Below are 16,873 nucleotides of genomic sequence, written 5' to 3' on the forward strand. Positions count from 1 at the left end.
ACATCCTCCTTTCAACAACTAATCTAAAGCTTGTGCTCCACTAACTATTTCTATTAACTCTTGAGTTATCGAGTCCTGCCTTGCTTTATTATAAGATAATGTCAATTCGTTAATCATGTCAGTGGCGTTATCTGTGGCAGAGCCCATAGCAGTCATTCTAGCCCCATGTTCAGAGGCCTTAGATTCGACTAGACTTCTATAAATTCTTCCCGTTAGGTATTTAGGAATTAGGGTGTCAAACACTTGCTGAGCGCTAGGCTCATAAAGGTATACGTTATCACTATTTTTTTCATCTTCACTTTTTACAGGAGTCAGCTTTGCTAAAACTACATTTTGCTGCATAGCATTTACAAACTCTGTATAAATAACGTTTAACTCGCTAAATATACCCTGATCTAAAAGTTTACTAGCTGTTTCAAAAACACTCCGTGCTTGATTGTAGCTCGGCAAATCACCTATATCCATAAACTCAGCAACAATATTATACCCTCTTGCTTTTAAGGCTTCTTTACCTTTTTTGCCAACTGTTATCATATAGCTATTGTCTTTATCTATTGTGCAAGCCTTTTTGATTACATTACTATTGTATCCACCACAAAGGCCTCTGTCTGCCGTTACTACTATGTAACCAGGCTTGCCTTCTTTTGAAGGTTGAATTAACTTGTGCTCAACATCCCCACCAGCAGTCAAAACCCTACTTGCTACTTCTTTTAGGCTTTTTTCATACGGTCTAGTTGTATAAGCTAACGCCTGTGCTTTTCGCAGCTTAGAAGCAGCTACCATCTCCATAGCTTTTGTAATCTGCTGTGTGTTTTTTACAGTTTTAATCCTTCTTTTTATGTCCCGGATTCCTTGCATAGCATCACCTCTTTACCGGTTGCTTTACTATTTACCAAAGGAGCTTTTAAACTTTTCAATAGCCTCTTTTAACTGCATTTTGTGGCTGTCTGTGATCTTACCTTCTTCGATGATTCCATTTAGCAAACCATCATAGCTTTGGTGCATAAATTTCACAAACTCAGCTTCAAACTCCTTAATTTGTTCTACCTTTAGGTCATCTAAAAACCCATTTACACCTGCATATATAATAAGTATTTGATCGATAACAGGTAATGGTTGATATTGACCCTGTTTTAGTATTTCAGTAAGGCGCTCACCCCTAGATAGCTTTTGTTGGGTGGCTTTATCTAAGTCAGAACCAAACTGAGCAAATGCCGCTAACTCTTTATACTGAGCTAAATCTAGTCTCAGCGTTCCAGAAACCTGCTTCATAGCTTTAATTTGTGCACTTCCACCAACCCTAGATACCGAAAGGCCAACATTTACAGCAGGTCTTACCCCTGAATGGAAAAGGTCCCCTTCTAGGAATATCTGACCATCTGTTATGGAAATAACATTCGTTGGGATATAAGCAGAAACATCACCAGCTTGCGTCTCTATAATAGGCAAAGCGGTAATGGATCCTCCACCTTCTTCATCGTTAAGTTTAGCAGCGCGTTCAAGCAGTCTAGAATGTAAATAAAACACATCTCCTGGATATGCTTCTCTACCTGGCGGTCTTCTTAGAAGCAGTGATAGCTCACGATATGCAGCGGCATGTTTAGTCAAGTCATCATAAACTACTAAAACATGTTTACCCTGATGCATAAGCTCTTCTGCTATCGCTGTACCTGCATATGGTGCTAAATACAGTAAGGGTGCAGGTTCAGAAGCTGTTGCGCTAACTACAACTGTGTAATCCATAGCACCGGCATCTTCTAGTCTATTTATTACCCCTGCTACAGTAGAGTTTTTCTGACCAATAGCTACATAAACACATATAACGTCTGTATCTTTTTGATTCAATATAGTGTCTACGGCGACTGCTGTTTTACCAGTACCCCTGTCACCGATGATAAGCTCTCTTTGACCCCTTCCGATAGGAATCATTGAATCAATAGCCTTTAGACCAGTTTGAAGCGGCTCATGTACACTTTTTCTAGCCATAACCCCCGGTGCTTTTCTTTCAACAGGTCTGTGTTTGTCAGTAGAGATTGGACCTTTACCGTCTAGTGGCTGCCCTAATGGGTTTACTACTCTACCAACCATTTCGCTCCCTACTGGAACTTCTACAATTCGGTTAGTTCTTTTAACGGTATCTCCTTCCTTTATTTCGTTAAAAGGCCCTAGGATAATAGCTCCTACATTATCTTCCTCAAGATTTTGAGCCATTCCATAAACATCACCTGGAAATAAAAGAAGTTCACCAGACATAGCATTATCAAGGCCATGTATCCTAGCGATACCATCACCTACATGGATAACTGTACCAGTATCCACTACTTCTAGCTGCCCTTGAAACTGCTCAATTTGCTTTTTAATAACTGAGCTTATTTCGTCCGGCCTTAAATTAGTCTTCATTTCTTCTCACCTCATTTGTCCGTTACTTAATTTGTACGTTCTTTAGCGATTGTTCAATGAGCTTTAGACGGTTTTTGACGCTACCATCTATAATCTTATTGCCTATTTTTATCACCATACCACCTATTAAATCTTCCTGTACCTCTGAAGACAGCAAAACTTCTTTTCCAGTAATGGAAGAAATTTTAGCTTTTGCGCTATCAAGCTGGCTGTCATTTAGCTTTTGAGCCGTTTGAATATTTGCCTTAATTATACCTTTGTGTTCCTCGACACTTTTTATATACAAGTGGCAGCACTTAGTTAAGTATTCAGTTCGCCCTTTTGTAATAAGTAGTTTCATAAAATTTAAAGTGTGCTCATTAACTTTTCCTTCGAAACTCTTTGTTATAAGCTGAGATTTTTTTTCCTTAGTTACGTTTGGACTTGCTAGAAATTGTAAGGCACTTTGCTCTTTGTCTAAAAATTCTGCCACTCCCCTACAATCATCATAGATTTCATCTACGATATCTTGTTCTAGGGCGAGGTTAAATAGCGCCTTGGAGTAGCGCTTAGCTATTATCTTGCTCATAAGCATCCTCCATCCCTTCGATAACCTCAGAAACCAATTTGTTGCTTTCCTCAGCTGTCATGGAATGTTTAACAATCTTTTCTGCCACCATCAAGGACATTGTTGAAATCTCATCTTTTAACTGTGAAACTGCTTTACTTCTTTCTAGCTCAATTTCTTGCTTTGCTCTTTTTAGCAACTTACTCTGCTCTTTTTTACCTTCTTCGATAAGTTCTTCTTGCTTTTCTTGACCTTTTTTAACAGCCTTATCTATAATGGCTTGTGCTTCTTCTGAGGCCTTAGCCATCTTTTGCTCAAACTCTTTTTGAGTTTGTTCAGCCTCTTTTCTTTTGTTTTCGGCTACCTCGATATCTCGCTTAATTCTCTGAGAGCGATCATCTAACATTTTGTTTACAGGCTTAAAAAGTAGCCATCTTAAAAGTAAATAGATAAGTATAATATTGACGAAAATAAACAGAATACTTTCTGGCAAAAAATCTAACACCAGTTAGCCCTCCCTTCTATCAGGTAAAACTATCTATATAAACACCATTATTCAGATGTTTTTTAACTAACAAAAGGGGAAATGGCACGTGACCTTTCCCCCCAAAGGATTTTACTAAGCTTCTTACATTACTCCCTGAGCGATGCCAATTAGAATAAATGCAACAACAAAGGCATAAATACCAGTTGTCTCAGCAACCGCCTGACCTAAAAGCATTGTTGCAGTTAGAGGGCCCCTTGCTTCTGGCTGACGGGCAACAGCTTCAACAGTTTTACCAGCTGCGTAACCCTGACCGATACCTGCACCAATACCTGCGATCATAGCCGCACCTGCTCCAAGAGCTGCAAAGGCTGCTACCGTGAATTCTGAATGTTCCATTGTCTATCCCTCCTTTCAAGTTACTTAAGCAGTTTTATTAATCTGCTTCAGATTCCATTGCCAATGTGATAAACACCATTGTTAGCATAACAAATATAAATGATTGTAATAATCCTGCAAATAGGTCAAAGTACAAATGACCAATAACAGGTATTCCAATAGCTAGGTTCCCTAATGCTCCATAGATTAAAGCTAGTATAATTGTGCCAGCAAACACGTTACCAAATAAACGAAACGCCAAAGAAACTGGCTTTGATAGCTCACTTATAACGTTTAGTGGCAAAAACAAAATTATGGGTGATCCTAACCCCTTAATATGCTCAAAACCTTTCTCTTTAAGACCGTAATAGTGGATTAGCACAAAGGTCATTAGCGCTAAGGTTACAGTGGTATTAATATCAGCTGTTGGGGGAAACAGACCGAACAGACCTGATATATTGGCTATACCTATAAAAATCAATAAAAAACCCATATAAGGAGCAAAGCCTACTTTGTTATCACCCATGTTTGTTCTAACCATATTGTTAATGGATTCAACAATAAATTCGGCAAAGTCCTTTGCCCTACTGGGCTTTTCACTTAGCACTTTTGAGCGAAAATAGGCGGCTATGATTATAATTACTACGCTTACAATCCACATAGATATTATAGTTTCTGTAACCTGTAGCCCACCGATTTCAAAAACTGTCTGGGGTCCTTCAAGCAATTTATCCATTTCTCCCAATGTCTCTCACCCCTTTCGTCACTAGGTTTCTTATAACTAGTTTGATGCTTTTTAAACCTTTCTATTCCCATCTATCCATTTAATAACCTTTTGTTTAAAACTTTGGTAAATGCCTGTAAGTAATATCACATACTTTACTGAAAGAAGACCTATGGCAGTTGCAAAGAACGATATGCCGTCATTAGTAAAGCTGAGAAAAAGTATTCCTATCGTAAGTAGAGAGCGGATAAGACTATGTATGACCCACCAAAATTTTTGTGGCCCTTCTCTTTCCAGCAGGATTGTTACACTTATGGACAATATTCCAAAGTTTACTATAGCCATAATCCCACCTAAAAATATGCCATAAACTACGTGGAACTCTCCTTGCAGAGCCATTAAAACAGCAACTACTGACATTACCATAAAGGTTATAAAAGCATTTTTTTGAAAGGTTTTTTTTGCTAACAGTGGCAACATATATTGCCACCTCCCACTACTTTAAAATTTTCATTATTGTATAATAAACAGACGTAAAGCCCGCTATTACTCCACCAATTAAAGGTGTAATCATAAATATTAGACTACCCGTTAAATTTTGTAGGTAAAAACCTATATAGTATCCTGCCAATACGCAGATTGAGATTTGAAGACCTACAAAAGTTAATAAAGAGAAGTACTTTAATACTTCCATAATAGCTTTATTATCCACATTGACACCTCTACATTATACATCATCACTAAAAATAAAACAATATTTTACCAAAAGTAATGTTTTTCACAACGCCAGTTATTTTAAAGGGTTAAAATTTCCCTTGCTTGGTCAATTGATGCAACTGGGCGATCTAAGATATTAGCAAGTTTTGCAACTCTCTCCACCAGTTGACTGTTTGATGCAGCTAGTTCACCCTTTTTAAAGAAGATGTTATCTTCAAAGCCAACTCTTACGTGCCCTCCTAATAAAATAGCCAAGTTTGCCATCGGTAGTTCATGCCTACCTATTCCAGCTACGGTCCAAGTTGCATTATCAGGGATTTTTTTAGACAGGTACATAAGCTCATCAGCTCCTGCCGGCATAGCTCCCGGAACACCCAGCACAAAATCGAAGTGCAAAGGCTCTTTAATGAGCCCTTTTTTGGCCATAACCAGAGCGTTATTTATCATGCCTAGCTCAAAAACTTCTATTTCAGGCTTAACATTATACTTTTGCATATCATTGGCAAAGCTTTGTAAGTAATCATATGGGTTATAAAATACTTCTTTTCCAAAGTTTACTGTCCCTGTGGAAAGAGTTGCCATTTCGGGCTTTAACTTTAGTGGCGCAGCTCTTTCCTCTAGCGGTGTGCCGACAGCCCCTCCGGTGGATATTTGAATTATTGGATTACATTTTTTTTGAATTTCCTCAATTGTTTCTTTAAAAACATCAACTGATTGGGTGGGGTTTCCATCCTTATCTCTGACGTGCAGGTGTATAATAGAAGCCCCTTTTTGAACGCAATTATAAGCATCTTCAGCTATTTCTTGTGGAGTTAGGGGCAAGTTAGGATTTTGCTCTCTCGTTGTTTCTGCTCCTACTAGAGCAGCGGTTATTATTAACGGTTTCACTATTACTCACCTACCTTTTGTTTTTCTTTTGGAACTACACAGGTGCCTGTTGCTTTGCAAACTACTTCTGGCTCCGCCAAAACTTTTGCTTGGGAGTCATACTTTCCATCAGTTACAGGCGCAATTACTTTCTGAGCAACAAACTCCATTTTTCTAGAGGTATTACCTGTCTTTGTAATCTTGCCATACGCTTCTATATAGTCTCCGGCATATACAGGAGCTTTAAACTCCACCGAGTCATATGCCACAAACAAACCTTCATCACCATCATTTCGAATAAGTAGCTCCGTAGCTACGTCCCCAAACAAGGCTAACATCTTTGCTCCATCCACTAAGTTTCCTGCATAGTGAGCATCTGATTGGTTCATTCTCATCCTAAGCATTGTTTTTTCCATTTTAAAGCCCTCCTCTAAACTAATTTATGTTTTTTAAGCTTTCTTACCACACTAGTTTGACTTATATCTAAAGCCCTGGCAATTTTTCTAGTAGTTTTAAATTGCTGCTGGGCGCTATAAAGAATTTCCTTTTCGAGATTGTTTAATTGGCCTGTTAATCCGCCACCGTCTTTCTTCAACTTAGAATAACTTTCTATCTTTAAATCTCCTTTATTGATGATTTGTGAGGTTGCAAGTACACTTGCACGCTCGATAACATTTTCAAGCTCTCTTACGTTTCCTGGCCAGTTATAATCTAATAAAAAATCTTTAGCTTGTTGGGATAGTTGAATATTTTCACCCTTTTTGGATGCAGCTTTTTTTACGAAAAAGTCTGCTAGCGATATAATATCTTCTTTTCTATCTCGTAAAGGAGGAATTTGAATCGGAATAACGTTTAGCCTGTAGAAAAGGTCTTCTCTAAAAGTCCCTTTTTCAACCATCTTATCAATTTCTTTGTTAGTTGCCGCTATTATCCTTACGTCTATTGCTTTTTCTTTAGAGCTTCCTATTGGCTTTATCGTTTTACTTTGAATAAATCTTAAAAGTTTAACTTGAAGATGCTTAGGAAGGTCAGCTACCTCATCTAAAAATAGTGTACCTCCTTGAGCAGCTTCAATAAGTCCCATTTTAGTAGCATTAGCCCCGGTAAAAGCACCTTTAGTAAAACCAAATAATTCACTTTCCAATAGGTTTTCTGGTATTGCACCACAGTTAACTGGAATAAAAGCACCATCTAATTCACTTGATTTATGAATTAGCTTAGCTATCACTTCTTTTCCCACACCAGATTCTCCAGTAATTAAAACGGTGCTTTTATATGGAGCAACCTGCCTTGCTAAATTTAATATCTCCTTAAAATGTGTACTATTACCTATCACTTCTTTATATTCATTTTTAGCTAGTAGCTTTAACTGTCGCTGATATTGCGCGTTTTTTCTTTTGCTATCTTGCAGTTCACCCTTAATTCTATTGAGTTCATCCATGTCCCTAACGGTGGTAACTATGGTTGTTATGTTGCCAGATTCTCCATATATTGGAGTTCCGGTTATCAAAACCTCTTTGCCGCTTTTTATTCGGTGTATAATGCTGACAGGTTTTTTTTGTTCTGCAACCAAAAGAGAAACTGATTGTGAACATATACCCTCTGAAACTAGCTGTTCCATATGCCGCCCAATTACGTCGTTTTCCTTGGTTTGGGACATTTTCTCCCATGCTGAATTAACCTTTAATGTATTGCAGTTACCGTCGGTAATGTAAATTCCATCTTGAATCGAGTTAAGTAAGCTGGCAATTTCACAGTGAAGCCTTTGGTATGGCGCTTCTGCTCTAAGTCCTTTGTTTAAAATGCTTTCTTTTATCTCCCTCATCAGTTTTCACTCCAGTAGATTTTTACCTTATCACCATCTTGAACCGGTTCTGTAAAATCAGTTTCTTTATTATTTTTAGTTAGTATTAGGCTTCCTTTTGGATTGGATATATCTACCTGTAGGGCGTCAAATACATCAACTATTTTAGGATTTTCTTTTGAAATAGTTATTTCTTTTCCATTTCCCCATAGCTTTATGCCATTATTGCGCTTTTTTTCTTTATTTGAATTTACAGGAGCATCCTGCCAGCGATTTTCCTCTTCTATAACGTTCTTCACTTTTTTTGTTATAAGATTCATTTTTGGTGTGATAAAGTCATGTTTACTTAAAATAGTGTCGCCTGCTATAATGTTATATTTTCCTAGGTTAACATCCATATTAGCCGCTAAGTCGGCTAATGTGTTTATTTTTTTGATTTCTATGTTATCTCCATCTCTAACCTCAGTGGAAAGGTTGTCAGCTGTAGTACCATTTAAGATTACTTCTAATACTAAGTCTATTTTTTTTCCATCTACTTCTATTTTCCCTTCATATGGAGTTAATATCTCTTTAAGGGATAAACCCTTATGCTGGGAATCTGAAATTAACTCAATGCTATCTCCACTTTTGATTTTGGCATCTAGGTTGGACATTGCACCGTTTACTTTTATTAAACTAGGTGGTTTGCGTTTAGCTGTTGCGTTAAATTTCTCCCCATTTATAGTGTAACTTATTTTGTTTGTGGAGCCAAACAGATCTTTTACCTCCACTCCTGCGTTAAAAAGTGCTTGAGCTACCTTTGTTTTTTTAGAATTAAAAATGCTGACCTGTTGGCCGTTAACTTTCACCACAAAAAAGTTCGGATCTATAGTTTTGTCTGCAACAGAGGCTATCCCTAAGGGGGTTATTACATCAGGACCTGTTAGCTGTCTTGATGGAAACTTCACTCCTTCTAGACTTTGCCTATCTCTAATAGCTACTCTTTCTCTAGGAAGCTCTAGCTTGTCAGCGAGAATTTCTTTAAACATAGGTATTTGACTGCCACCTCCTATGCAAAAAACAGCTTTAGGAACTGCTCTGTTAAGCTTTACAATCTCTTTTGCTATTGATTCTGCCACGTCTTCTACAGCTGGTTTTATCACCTTGCAAAACTCTTCTTTGCTCACTTCATTTTTTATACCTAAAACATCTTTAAAAGCTACTTTGTTTTTTTTGCTAAACTCAAGCTTTATTTTCTCACTTAGTTGAAAATCCAAAAGATAGTGATCAGATAGTGCTTCTGTTACTTTATCTCCTGCTTTTTGCACCATGCCGTATCCTACCACGGTTCCACCTTTACAAATCGCTATATCAGATGTGCCAGCTCCCACATCTACAAGAGCAATGTTTAGCATCCTTAAGTTTTCTTTTATCGCTATATCCATTGCAGCGATAGGTTCTAAAGTCAGTGACTTAATAGAAATTTGCGCTCGCTTTAAAACCTCAAAAAGACTATCTATCACTACCTGCGGTAAATAGGTCGATATAATCTCTAAGGAAACTTCACTTCCCTTTTGCCCCTCAAGGTTGGTAATTTGATAACCGTCAATTTGAGTTTCTGTCACGGTATAACCTACACAGTAGAGGTGTTCATTGGGATACTTAGTTTGAATTTTTTCTTTGCTATCACCAACTGCTGCAAGCTTTAGCCTTTCTACATCTTCTGAGGTTAGCGGCTTTTCCTTATAAACCTTTTCTAAAGCATTCCCTCTTTCTGTTCGCAAGGCCCTACCTGCCGCGGCAATAGATGCGTATTTTAAACTTACCCCAAGCTTTTTTTCTAGCTTGGTTTTTACTTTTTCTACAGCCATAGCTACTGCTTTTATATCATGGATTTGCCCATCACGCATAGCTCTTCCTTGATGCCTTTCAATTTGATGCGCTACTACATGTATATCTTCTTCCACCATTTTACAAACTAACCCAATAACTGTTCTAGTGCCAATATCTAAGGCGAATATGTACTGGTTCTCCATGAATTACCACCCTAATTTTAAAATTTGTGTTAATTTAATTATTTCTCCATATATCGCCAAAATCCTTCAAAATATCACTTTAGTTCTTTGGTAGCAACACAAGCTCCTATACATAACGGAATGTAATATGATATTAAACGACATAACAAGATAAAAACTACTAGCTGGCCTGTAGGAATGTAATCTATGAATAAGCTAAAGTAAATAAGCTCCACCACTCCACTCCCCCCCGGAAGAGGAGAGAAAGGCAAGGTAGTATATATTAAGAATTGATTTATGTATAGTTGGACAAGGCATATTTCAATATTCATCTTAATTGCTATAAGTAATGGCGGACAAAAAAACACCAACCAATAAAGTACTGTAAATATATATGGCACTATAATTTTTGATGACATCAGTTGCTTTACTTGTATATGGCTACCTTTTGCCCAATTACGCTTTATTCTTTTAGGCAATAGTCTTATAAATCTTTCAACAAGCCCAAATTTATATATCACTAGTAAAGAAAAGAAGGTAGAAGGAATTATGCTAATTGCTGCTACTTTATATATTGCCTGCCCTACAGCGTTCGTATCTGTAATATATGTAAGTAGTAGTGATATTATAAGAAAAAGCATAAAGGTTAGCTTGGTTAAAAAATTTTTAACAATGGACAGCGCAACCCATTTATTCATCTCAACTTTTTTGCAAAGTCCCCAAAGCATAAATAGGGGTGTGTCACCTGCACTCATCGGAGTGGAGTAGCCGCCAAAAACCGTAACAAGGTGGAGCTTGGCGCTTTCTTTTAGCCTTAAATTAACCCCAATTTGGGAGGCTAAAGTTTTTAGCTTCATACTTTCTAATAATATACTTGCTAGCACAGTAAATAGTAACGCCAATATTAAAGAGTTATCCACATTGGTTAGGCTTTGAAAAGTAGCGTCGTCATAATAGTTATAAAGTATCACAGCGTTAACTATTACCCCCATAGTTACAGATATAAACACCCACTTTCTTCGATGTCTCATAGAACTCCCCCCAAAAAAAATCATCATTAAACGATATTATAAATATCGAATAATGATGATTTTAAAAACCTTATTTTTTATGTTGTTCTAACAAAACACCAGCTTCTTTTAATATACTACTGCTTAAATCGTCAGGATAATCGCCAATGAATATTACCCTCTTTATTTTAGCATTTGCGATTATCTTAGCACATTGCACACATGGTTGTGTCGTAACATATAAGTTAGCTCCTTTTACGTTAATACCATGAAGGGCCCCTTGGATAATTGCGTTTTGCTCCGCATGTAGTCCTCTACAAAGCTCATGTCGCTCACCGGAAGGAACATTTAGCTTTTCTCGTATACATCCAGTTTTGTGACAGTGGTCCATGCCAGTAGGTGCACCATTATAACCACTTGTTAATATTCGCTTATCCTTAACTAATATACATCCGACCTTTCTTCTTAGGCATGTGGATCTTTTAGCTACTACTTCTGTTATCTCTAAAAAATACTCATCCCAAGATGGTCTATCGCGTTTATTTAGTTCCGAACAATCTGTCACCTGCATCACCTAATCCCGGTACGATATATCCATGTTCATTTAGCTCATTATCGACTGAGGCAACAAAAATATCAACATCAGGATGCTCTTTTTGTACAGCATCTACTCCCTCAGGAGCTGCCACTAGACACATAAACTTGATATTTTTTCCACCCTTTTCCTTTAAAAACTCAATGGCGGCGATGGCAGAACCACCAGTTGCTAACATCGGATCTACAACTATCAATTCCCTCTCTTGAATATCACTTGGAAGCTTGCAGTAATATTCAACGGGCTTTAAGGTTTCTGGATCTCGGTATACTCCGACATGTCCTACCTTCGCCGCAGGAATAAGCTTTAATATTCCATCTACCATACCTAGTCCAGCCCGCAAAATCGGAATTACGCCCATTTTTTTTCCGGAAAGCTGTTTTGTTTTTGCTTTGCAAACTGGAGTTTCAATCTCTACCTCGCTAAGTGGTAGATTTCTGGTAACCTCATAAGCAAGTAGAAGGGATAACTCCTCTACAAGCTCTCTGAATTCTTTTGAACCTGTTTCTTTGTCTCTAATAAAAGTTAATTTGTGTTGAATAAGTGGATGGTCCATAACTGTAACTTTGCTCATTGTAATAATATACCTCCCAAGATCTTTTTCCCATCCTTATTATTTTAATACAAAGGGAAGTTCTTGCAAAGGGCTAAAACTTCCTTTTTAACATTTTCTTTAACTTTTTCATCATTAACGTTTGTAAGCGTTGTATACATAAACTTACTAATTTGCTTCATTTCTTCCACACCAAATCCTCTGCTTGTCACAGCTGGAGTCCCTATTCTTACTCCACTAGTTACAAAAGGACTTTCTGGGTCAAAAGGAATCGTGTTTTTATTAACTGTGATGCCAATCTCATCTAAAGCTTTTTCAGCATCCTTGCCAGTTATGCCTAGGCTTCTCAAATCAAGTAGCATTTTATGAGTGTCGGTTCCATTTCCAACTAGATCTATACCTTCTTCCATTAAACCTTCAGCTAAAGCTTTAGCATTTTCCACAACTTTTTTAGAGTATTCAACAAACTCTGGCTCCATTGCTTCTTTAAACGCTACTGCTTTAGCAGCGATAACATGCATTAGAGGCCCGCCCTGAAGTCCTGGAAATATCGATTTGTCAATCATTTTCTTGTGTTCTTTTTTGCAAAGTATCATGCCACCACGAGGTCCTCTCAAAGTCTTATGAGTTGTAGTAGTTACAAAATCAGCATAAGGCACGGGACTTGGGTGAAGCTTAGTAGCTACAAGGCCTGCTATATGTGCCATATCAACCATTAAGAAAGCGCCAACTTCTTTGGCTATTTCGCCAAACTTTGCAAAATCTAGAGTGTGAGGGTAGGCGCTGGCACCTGCTACTATAAGTTTTGGTTTAACTTCATGAGCTTTTCTTCTGATTTCTTCATAATCTACCTTTTGCGTTTCTTCATCCACCCCATAGGCGTGGAAGTTATAGTAGATACCAGAGATATTCACCGGGCTACCATGAGTTAAGTGCCCACCATGAGATAGGTCCATCCCTAAAACGTCATCACCTGGTTTAAGAACCGCTGTATAAACTGCTAAATTTGCAGATGCACCAGAGTGAGGTTGTACGTTGGCATGTTCCGCCCCAAAAATCTCTTTAGCTCTAACTCTAGCTAGTTTTTCTACAACATCTACATGCTCGCATCCCCCATAATATCTCCTATTTGGGTACCCTTCAGCATATTTGTTAGTTAGTACTGAGCCTTGAGCCTCCATAACAGCCTCGCTTACAAAGTTCTCTGATGCTATAAGTTCGATGTTTTGTTGCTGCCTAGTCAGTTCATCGTTGATTGCATCATACACTTGTGAGTCCACTCTTTTTAGATTTTCCATTTTTTAAATCCCCTCTCCTTGTTTAATATTTTGCTCGTTCTCCTCCTATTAGCTTTGGGCGGGTGTTGGCAGCTATAATAGATGCAGCCCCAACTTTATTATTATCTAGCCTTACAGGAACTACTACTGGCTTTAAATGCATCCCTATAAGAGTATTACCTATATCTATAGCAGCTTTACCTTGACGATTGAGGTCTTCCACAACTAATGGATTAACAAAACTTATCATGGCATGCTCAGCTAAGGCACCACCAGCCTTTTGATGTGGAGTAACAGTGACGGGCTCTAGGTTAAATCTTTCGCATACCTCTTTCTCCACAACCAGTGCTCTATTTAAATGCTCACAACACTGTATAGCTAAAAAAACATTATTTTCCTTTTTAAAATCTAACAAAGATTGTATAATTTGCGAAGCCACATCCCGATTAGACGCCTTACCAATATGTTTTCCCATGACCTCACTGGTGCTACAACCTATTACTAAAATTTGATTTGGCGATAGATCGATTTTACCTTTCAGCTCCGCTAAAGCATCTTTCACCTGCTGATAATACACACATTACACCACCTTATTAAGCCTATAAGTAAAATTTCTTTTAACTTTCTAACTTAGTGATTTTCTCCACCCTTCTTAAGTGACGGCCGCCTTCAAAGTTTGTGGTAAGAAAAGTTTGTACTATTTTTTTGGCAAGTCCTCCACCAACAACTCTTTCTCCTAAGGCTAACACATTGGCGTCATTGTGTAGCCTTGTTGCTTCAGCAGAAAAACAGTCATGGCAGTTAGCAGCTCTTATCCCCTTTATTTTATTAGCTGCTATGCTGATACCTATACCGGTTCCGCATACTAAAATGGCAAAGTCACATTCTTTATTTATCACAGCATCTGCAGCAACCTTTGCATACTCAGGGTAATCTACGCTTTCTGGGCCATGAGTTCCAAAGTCTTTAGTTTCTAGTTTAAGTTCGTTTTTTATAAATTCATTAAGCTCTGACTTAAGTCTGTATCCACCATGATCACTTGCTAAGGCAATTTTCATAATAAATTCCTCCTATTTAGAGTGTATATTTTTTAGTTTGTCCATTATATCTATTTTTTTATCCCATGACATTAAAGCCACCTTTAAGAGTTGGCTTTAATTTTAACAATTGATATTCTTACTTGCATATTCTACAAATAATCCTTAAGTTCCTTTTATTTTAGATAAAATATAGAAAAGTTAACGTTTGTTAAAGAAAAACGAACAGGAAGTTTAGTTCCCGTTCGTTTTTATATTTAAACTTTAAATTTACTTACGTATTCTTTTAATTTAGTAGCCATTTCACTTAAGTTGTCTGTTGCCGCAGTAATTTGTTGTAAGCTAGCAGTTTGCTCTTCTGTAGTTGCTGCCACTTCCTCACTTGAAGCAGATGTTTCTTCAGAAATTTGCGCTACTGTTTCCGACTCAACAACGGCTGCTTCTACATCTTCCACCTGGTTTGTGGCAAATTTATCTATAGTTTTAATTACCTCTAAGGTTTGGTTTGCCACAGAAGTGATCTCTTTTAGACCTTGTTGCGATCTATCAACCATTTCTAATTGCTGCTGTGCATTCTCTGATTGGGTGTTAACTAAGCTAGAGGTTGTGGAAACCTTTTGTTGTACTTGTCCCACTATACCTTTAATCTGGTCTGCTGCTTTTGTTGTTTCCGTCGATAGCTTACGCACCTCATCAGCTACCACAGCAAACCCGCGACCGTGCTCGCCAGCTCTAGCTGCTTCGATAGCGGCATTTAGTGCCAGCAAGTTGGTTTGTGCTGCTATATCAGTTACAACTGTAATTATCTCACCTATTTTTTGTGTTTCTTTTTCTAAGTTTGTGATGTCATCGGCCACCTTGACATTGCCACTAGCTATCTCTTTTAGTCCAGCTATTAACTCTTCTAGCACCATGCTATTTTGCTCAACTGTGTCCACCATTTTCACATTAACTTCAATGGCGCCCTTGCTTTTTTCAGCTATATCTTTTGCTATATTTTGAACGACGGTTATCTTCTCTAAAACTGTTTGACTAGCAGTAGCTTGGTTCTCAGCACCTGTCGAAACCTCTTCCATGGTTGTAGAAACCTGCTGAGCTGCGCTGGCTGCTTCATTAGCAGCAATCGCCAGCTCGTCGGCAGTTTTTTCTGTATCGGCTGACGATTGAACTGTATTTTTTAGTAATTCTTTTAAAGATCCTAACATAAATTCAAAAGCCTTTGAAAGCTCTCCAATCTCGTCATTTCTCTTTTTGATATTTATTTCTTTTGTAAGATCTCCAGAAGCTATTTCTGTAGCAGTACGCTCTAACTCCCCTAGCGGTTTAAAGGTTACGGTGACAAAGATACTGGAAATTACTATTACTACAAAGGCTGTAATTGCTATGATTGTTACTATCATCCGCCTTAAGATTGAAGCCGTAGCTAAGGCTTCTTGCTCCGACTGATAAACCACAACGCTCCAATCTGATACGTGGACAAGGGCATGGGCTCCAATAAATTCCACACCTTCATCTAAGTAGCTCACTAAACCTTCTCTTTCGCCTTGCATCTGAGCCCAAGGTAACATATCGGCAACATTTTCGTTGTTGTAAACATTAGCGTTATATCTATGGGCAACTAAGTTTCCGCTATCATCTGCTATCATGGCCCCACCGGTCTCACCTACCCTATAATCTTGGGTCTGGTTCCAAGTTTCTCGCAGGTTATACTCCACCGCTAAAGCTCCTGTTACTGTAGTAGAGCTGCCTTGAGCATATACAGGTATCACGTGTAAAATTATGGGGTTGTTATTGCCATCAAGCATAAATCCAGTATCATACTTCTCACCTTGAAGTGCTTGAGCTAACCCTTCTTCATATTCCACTTCACCCATACGAAATTCAAATTCGTTTACTCCATCAGCGTCATAAAAACTTACTCCACTAACTCTTTCTGACCTCAGAATGTAATTAGTAAAATAAGTTCTTGCTTCACTTGTTTTATTACTCCTTAATGTTGGCATTTCGCTTAAATCTCTAGTTGTTTCATAAATATCGTTTATGTAATCATCCATATTAGCTGCTAACCGCTGGGCTAACAGTAAAGTGTTTTCATTGTGCTGTTCAATTAAGCTATCCTCTACTTGAGGTAATATAAACACTAAAATTACCATCAGCACTAGCACAAGACAGCCAACGCTCAGTGATAACACCTTTAAATTCAGTCCCTTAAATAGGCTGGTTGCCTTAACACTTGCGAAAACATCTCTTAAATTGAAACTTCTTTTAGTTTTCTTTTGTTTTGAGGTAGAAGCTTTAGGAGTAGCATCCTTTGATGCGAGTTTTTTTCCTTTCTTTCTTGAAAAAATATTACTTTTAAAACTTGATTTGTTGCGTTTTAGCTTTGTTAAGATTTTTTGTATCAATTTAACGCCCCCCCGCAATTGAATAATCAAAGATTATTATTCCACTTTTAATATTCGATATCTTCGACATTTTACCCTTTT

General features: G+C 37.8%; 19 protein-coding genes. All 19 read right to left on the minus strand.

Annotated elements, in window-relative coordinates; all coding sequences use genetic code 11:
- Positions 1-18: 18 nt before the first annotated feature.
- The 19 genes from atpG to PRVXH_RS12930 all read right to left on the minus strand — a co-directional run bounded on the left by atpG (position 19) and on the right by PRVXH_RS12930 (position 16,792).
- A complete protein-coding gene (gene atpG / locus PRVXH_RS12840) occupies positions 19-858 on the minus strand; it encodes an ATP synthase F1 subunit gamma (protein ID WP_353893153.1) in 840 nt (279 codons plus the stop codon).
- 27 nt (positions 859-885) lie between these two features.
- Positions 886-2,400: a F0F1 ATP synthase subunit alpha gene (gene atpA / locus PRVXH_RS12845; protein WP_353893154.1), complete on the minus strand. Its 1,515-nt coding sequence runs from the start codon at positions 2,398-2,400 to the stop codon at positions 886-888.
- A 22-nt stretch (positions 2,401-2,422) separates the two neighbouring features.
- Complete coding sequence (locus PRVXH_RS12850) at positions 2,423-2,968, minus strand: F0F1 ATP synthase subunit delta (RefSeq protein WP_353893155.1); 546 nt, start codon at positions 2,966-2,968, stop codon at positions 2,423-2,425.
- Positions 2,949-3,452: a F0F1 ATP synthase subunit B gene (gene atpF, locus PRVXH_RS12855; protein WP_353893156.1), complete on the minus strand. Its 504-nt coding sequence runs from the start codon at positions 3,450-3,452 to the stop codon at positions 2,949-2,951. The genes PRVXH_RS12850 and atpF overlap by 20 nt, the downstream gene beginning before the upstream one ends.
- A 123-nt stretch (positions 3,453-3,575) precedes the next feature.
- Complete coding sequence (gene atpE / locus PRVXH_RS12860; protein WP_350343528.1) at positions 3,576-3,830, minus strand: ATP synthase F0 subunit C; 255 nt, start codon at positions 3,828-3,830, stop codon at positions 3,576-3,578.
- A gap of 37 nt (positions 3,831-3,867) precedes the next feature.
- Positions 3,868-4,545 carry a F0F1 ATP synthase subunit A gene (gene atpB, locus PRVXH_RS12865; RefSeq protein WP_353894595.1) on the minus strand — a complete coding sequence of 226 codons (678 nt, stop codon included), beginning with the start codon at positions 4,543-4,545 and terminating at the stop codon, positions 3,868-3,870.
- A gap of 60 nt (positions 4,546-4,605) precedes the next feature.
- Positions 4,606-5,013 (minus strand): ATP synthase subunit I, encoded by a 408-nt coding sequence (locus PRVXH_RS12870; protein WP_353893157.1) that lies wholly within the window; start codon positions 5,011-5,013, stop codon positions 4,606-4,608.
- Positions 5,014-5,029: 16 nt separating this feature from the next.
- Positions 5,030-5,245 carry an AtpZ/AtpI family protein gene (locus PRVXH_RS12875; protein WP_353893158.1) on the minus strand — a complete coding sequence of 72 codons (216 nt, stop codon included), beginning with the start codon at positions 5,243-5,245 and terminating at the stop codon, positions 5,030-5,032.
- A gap of 83 nt (positions 5,246-5,328) precedes the next feature.
- A complete protein-coding gene (locus PRVXH_RS12880; protein ID WP_353893159.1) occupies positions 5,329-6,138 on the minus strand; it encodes a 3-keto-5-aminohexanoate cleavage protein in 810 nt (269 codons plus the stop codon).
- Between the two features lie 2 nt (positions 6,139-6,140).
- A complete protein-coding gene (locus PRVXH_RS12885; protein ID WP_353893160.1) occupies positions 6,141-6,533 on the minus strand; it encodes a hotdog domain-containing protein in 393 nt (130 codons plus the stop codon).
- A gap of 14 nt (positions 6,534-6,547) precedes the next feature.
- Entirely contained in the window at positions 6,548-7,942 is a 1,395-nt protein-coding gene (locus tag PRVXH_RS12890; RefSeq protein ID WP_353893161.1) for a sigma 54-interacting transcriptional regulator, read from the minus strand.
- Entirely contained in the window at positions 7,942-9,936 is a 1,995-nt protein-coding gene (locus PRVXH_RS12895) for a cell division FtsA domain-containing protein (protein WP_353893162.1), read from the minus strand. Before PRVXH_RS12895 ends, PRVXH_RS12890 begins: the two co-directional genes overlap by 1 nt.
- Before the next feature lie 74 nt (positions 9,937-10,010).
- Positions 10,011-10,946, minus strand: coding sequence for a lysylphosphatidylglycerol synthase transmembrane domain-containing protein (locus PRVXH_RS12900; RefSeq protein WP_353893163.1), 936 nt, complete (start codon positions 10,944-10,946; stop codon positions 10,011-10,013).
- 70 nt (positions 10,947-11,016) lie between these two features.
- The gene (locus PRVXH_RS12905) at positions 11,017-11,490 is read right to left on the minus strand and encodes a cytidine/deoxycytidylate deaminase family protein (RefSeq protein WP_353893164.1); all 474 of its coding nucleotides are present in this window, start codon (positions 11,488-11,490) and stop codon (positions 11,017-11,019) included.
- Positions 11,465-12,094: a uracil phosphoribosyltransferase gene (gene upp, locus PRVXH_RS12910; protein ID WP_353893165.1), complete on the minus strand. Its 630-nt coding sequence runs from the start codon at positions 12,092-12,094 to the stop codon at positions 11,465-11,467. Before upp ends, PRVXH_RS12905 begins: the two co-directional genes overlap by 26 nt.
- A 44-nt stretch (positions 12,095-12,138) precedes the next feature.
- Complete coding sequence (glyA, locus tag PRVXH_RS12915) at positions 12,139-13,371, minus strand: serine hydroxymethyltransferase (RefSeq protein ID WP_353893166.1); 1,233 nt, start codon at positions 13,369-13,371, stop codon at positions 12,139-12,141.
- A gap of 22 nt (positions 13,372-13,393) precedes the next feature.
- Positions 13,394-13,927, minus strand: coding sequence for a TIGR01440 family protein (locus tag PRVXH_RS12920; protein WP_353893167.1), 534 nt, complete (start codon positions 13,925-13,927; stop codon positions 13,394-13,396).
- Between the two features lie 40 nt (positions 13,928-13,967).
- Positions 13,968-14,408 carry a ribose 5-phosphate isomerase B gene (gene rpiB / locus PRVXH_RS12925; RefSeq protein WP_353893168.1) on the minus strand — a complete coding sequence of 147 codons (441 nt, stop codon included), beginning with the start codon at positions 14,406-14,408 and terminating at the stop codon, positions 13,968-13,970.
- 236 nt (positions 14,409-14,644) lie between these two features.
- On the minus strand, positions 14,645-16,792 hold the full coding sequence (locus PRVXH_RS12930) for a methyl-accepting chemotaxis protein (RefSeq protein WP_353893169.1): 2,148 nt from the start codon (positions 16,790-16,792) through the stop codon (positions 14,645-14,647).
- Positions 16,793-16,873: the final 81 nt, after the last annotated feature.

The organism is Proteinivorax hydrogeniformans, from assembly GCF_040515995.1.
Lineage (GTDB): Bacteria > Bacillota > Proteinivoracia > Proteinivoracales > Proteinivoracaceae > Proteinivorax > Proteinivorax hydrogeniformans.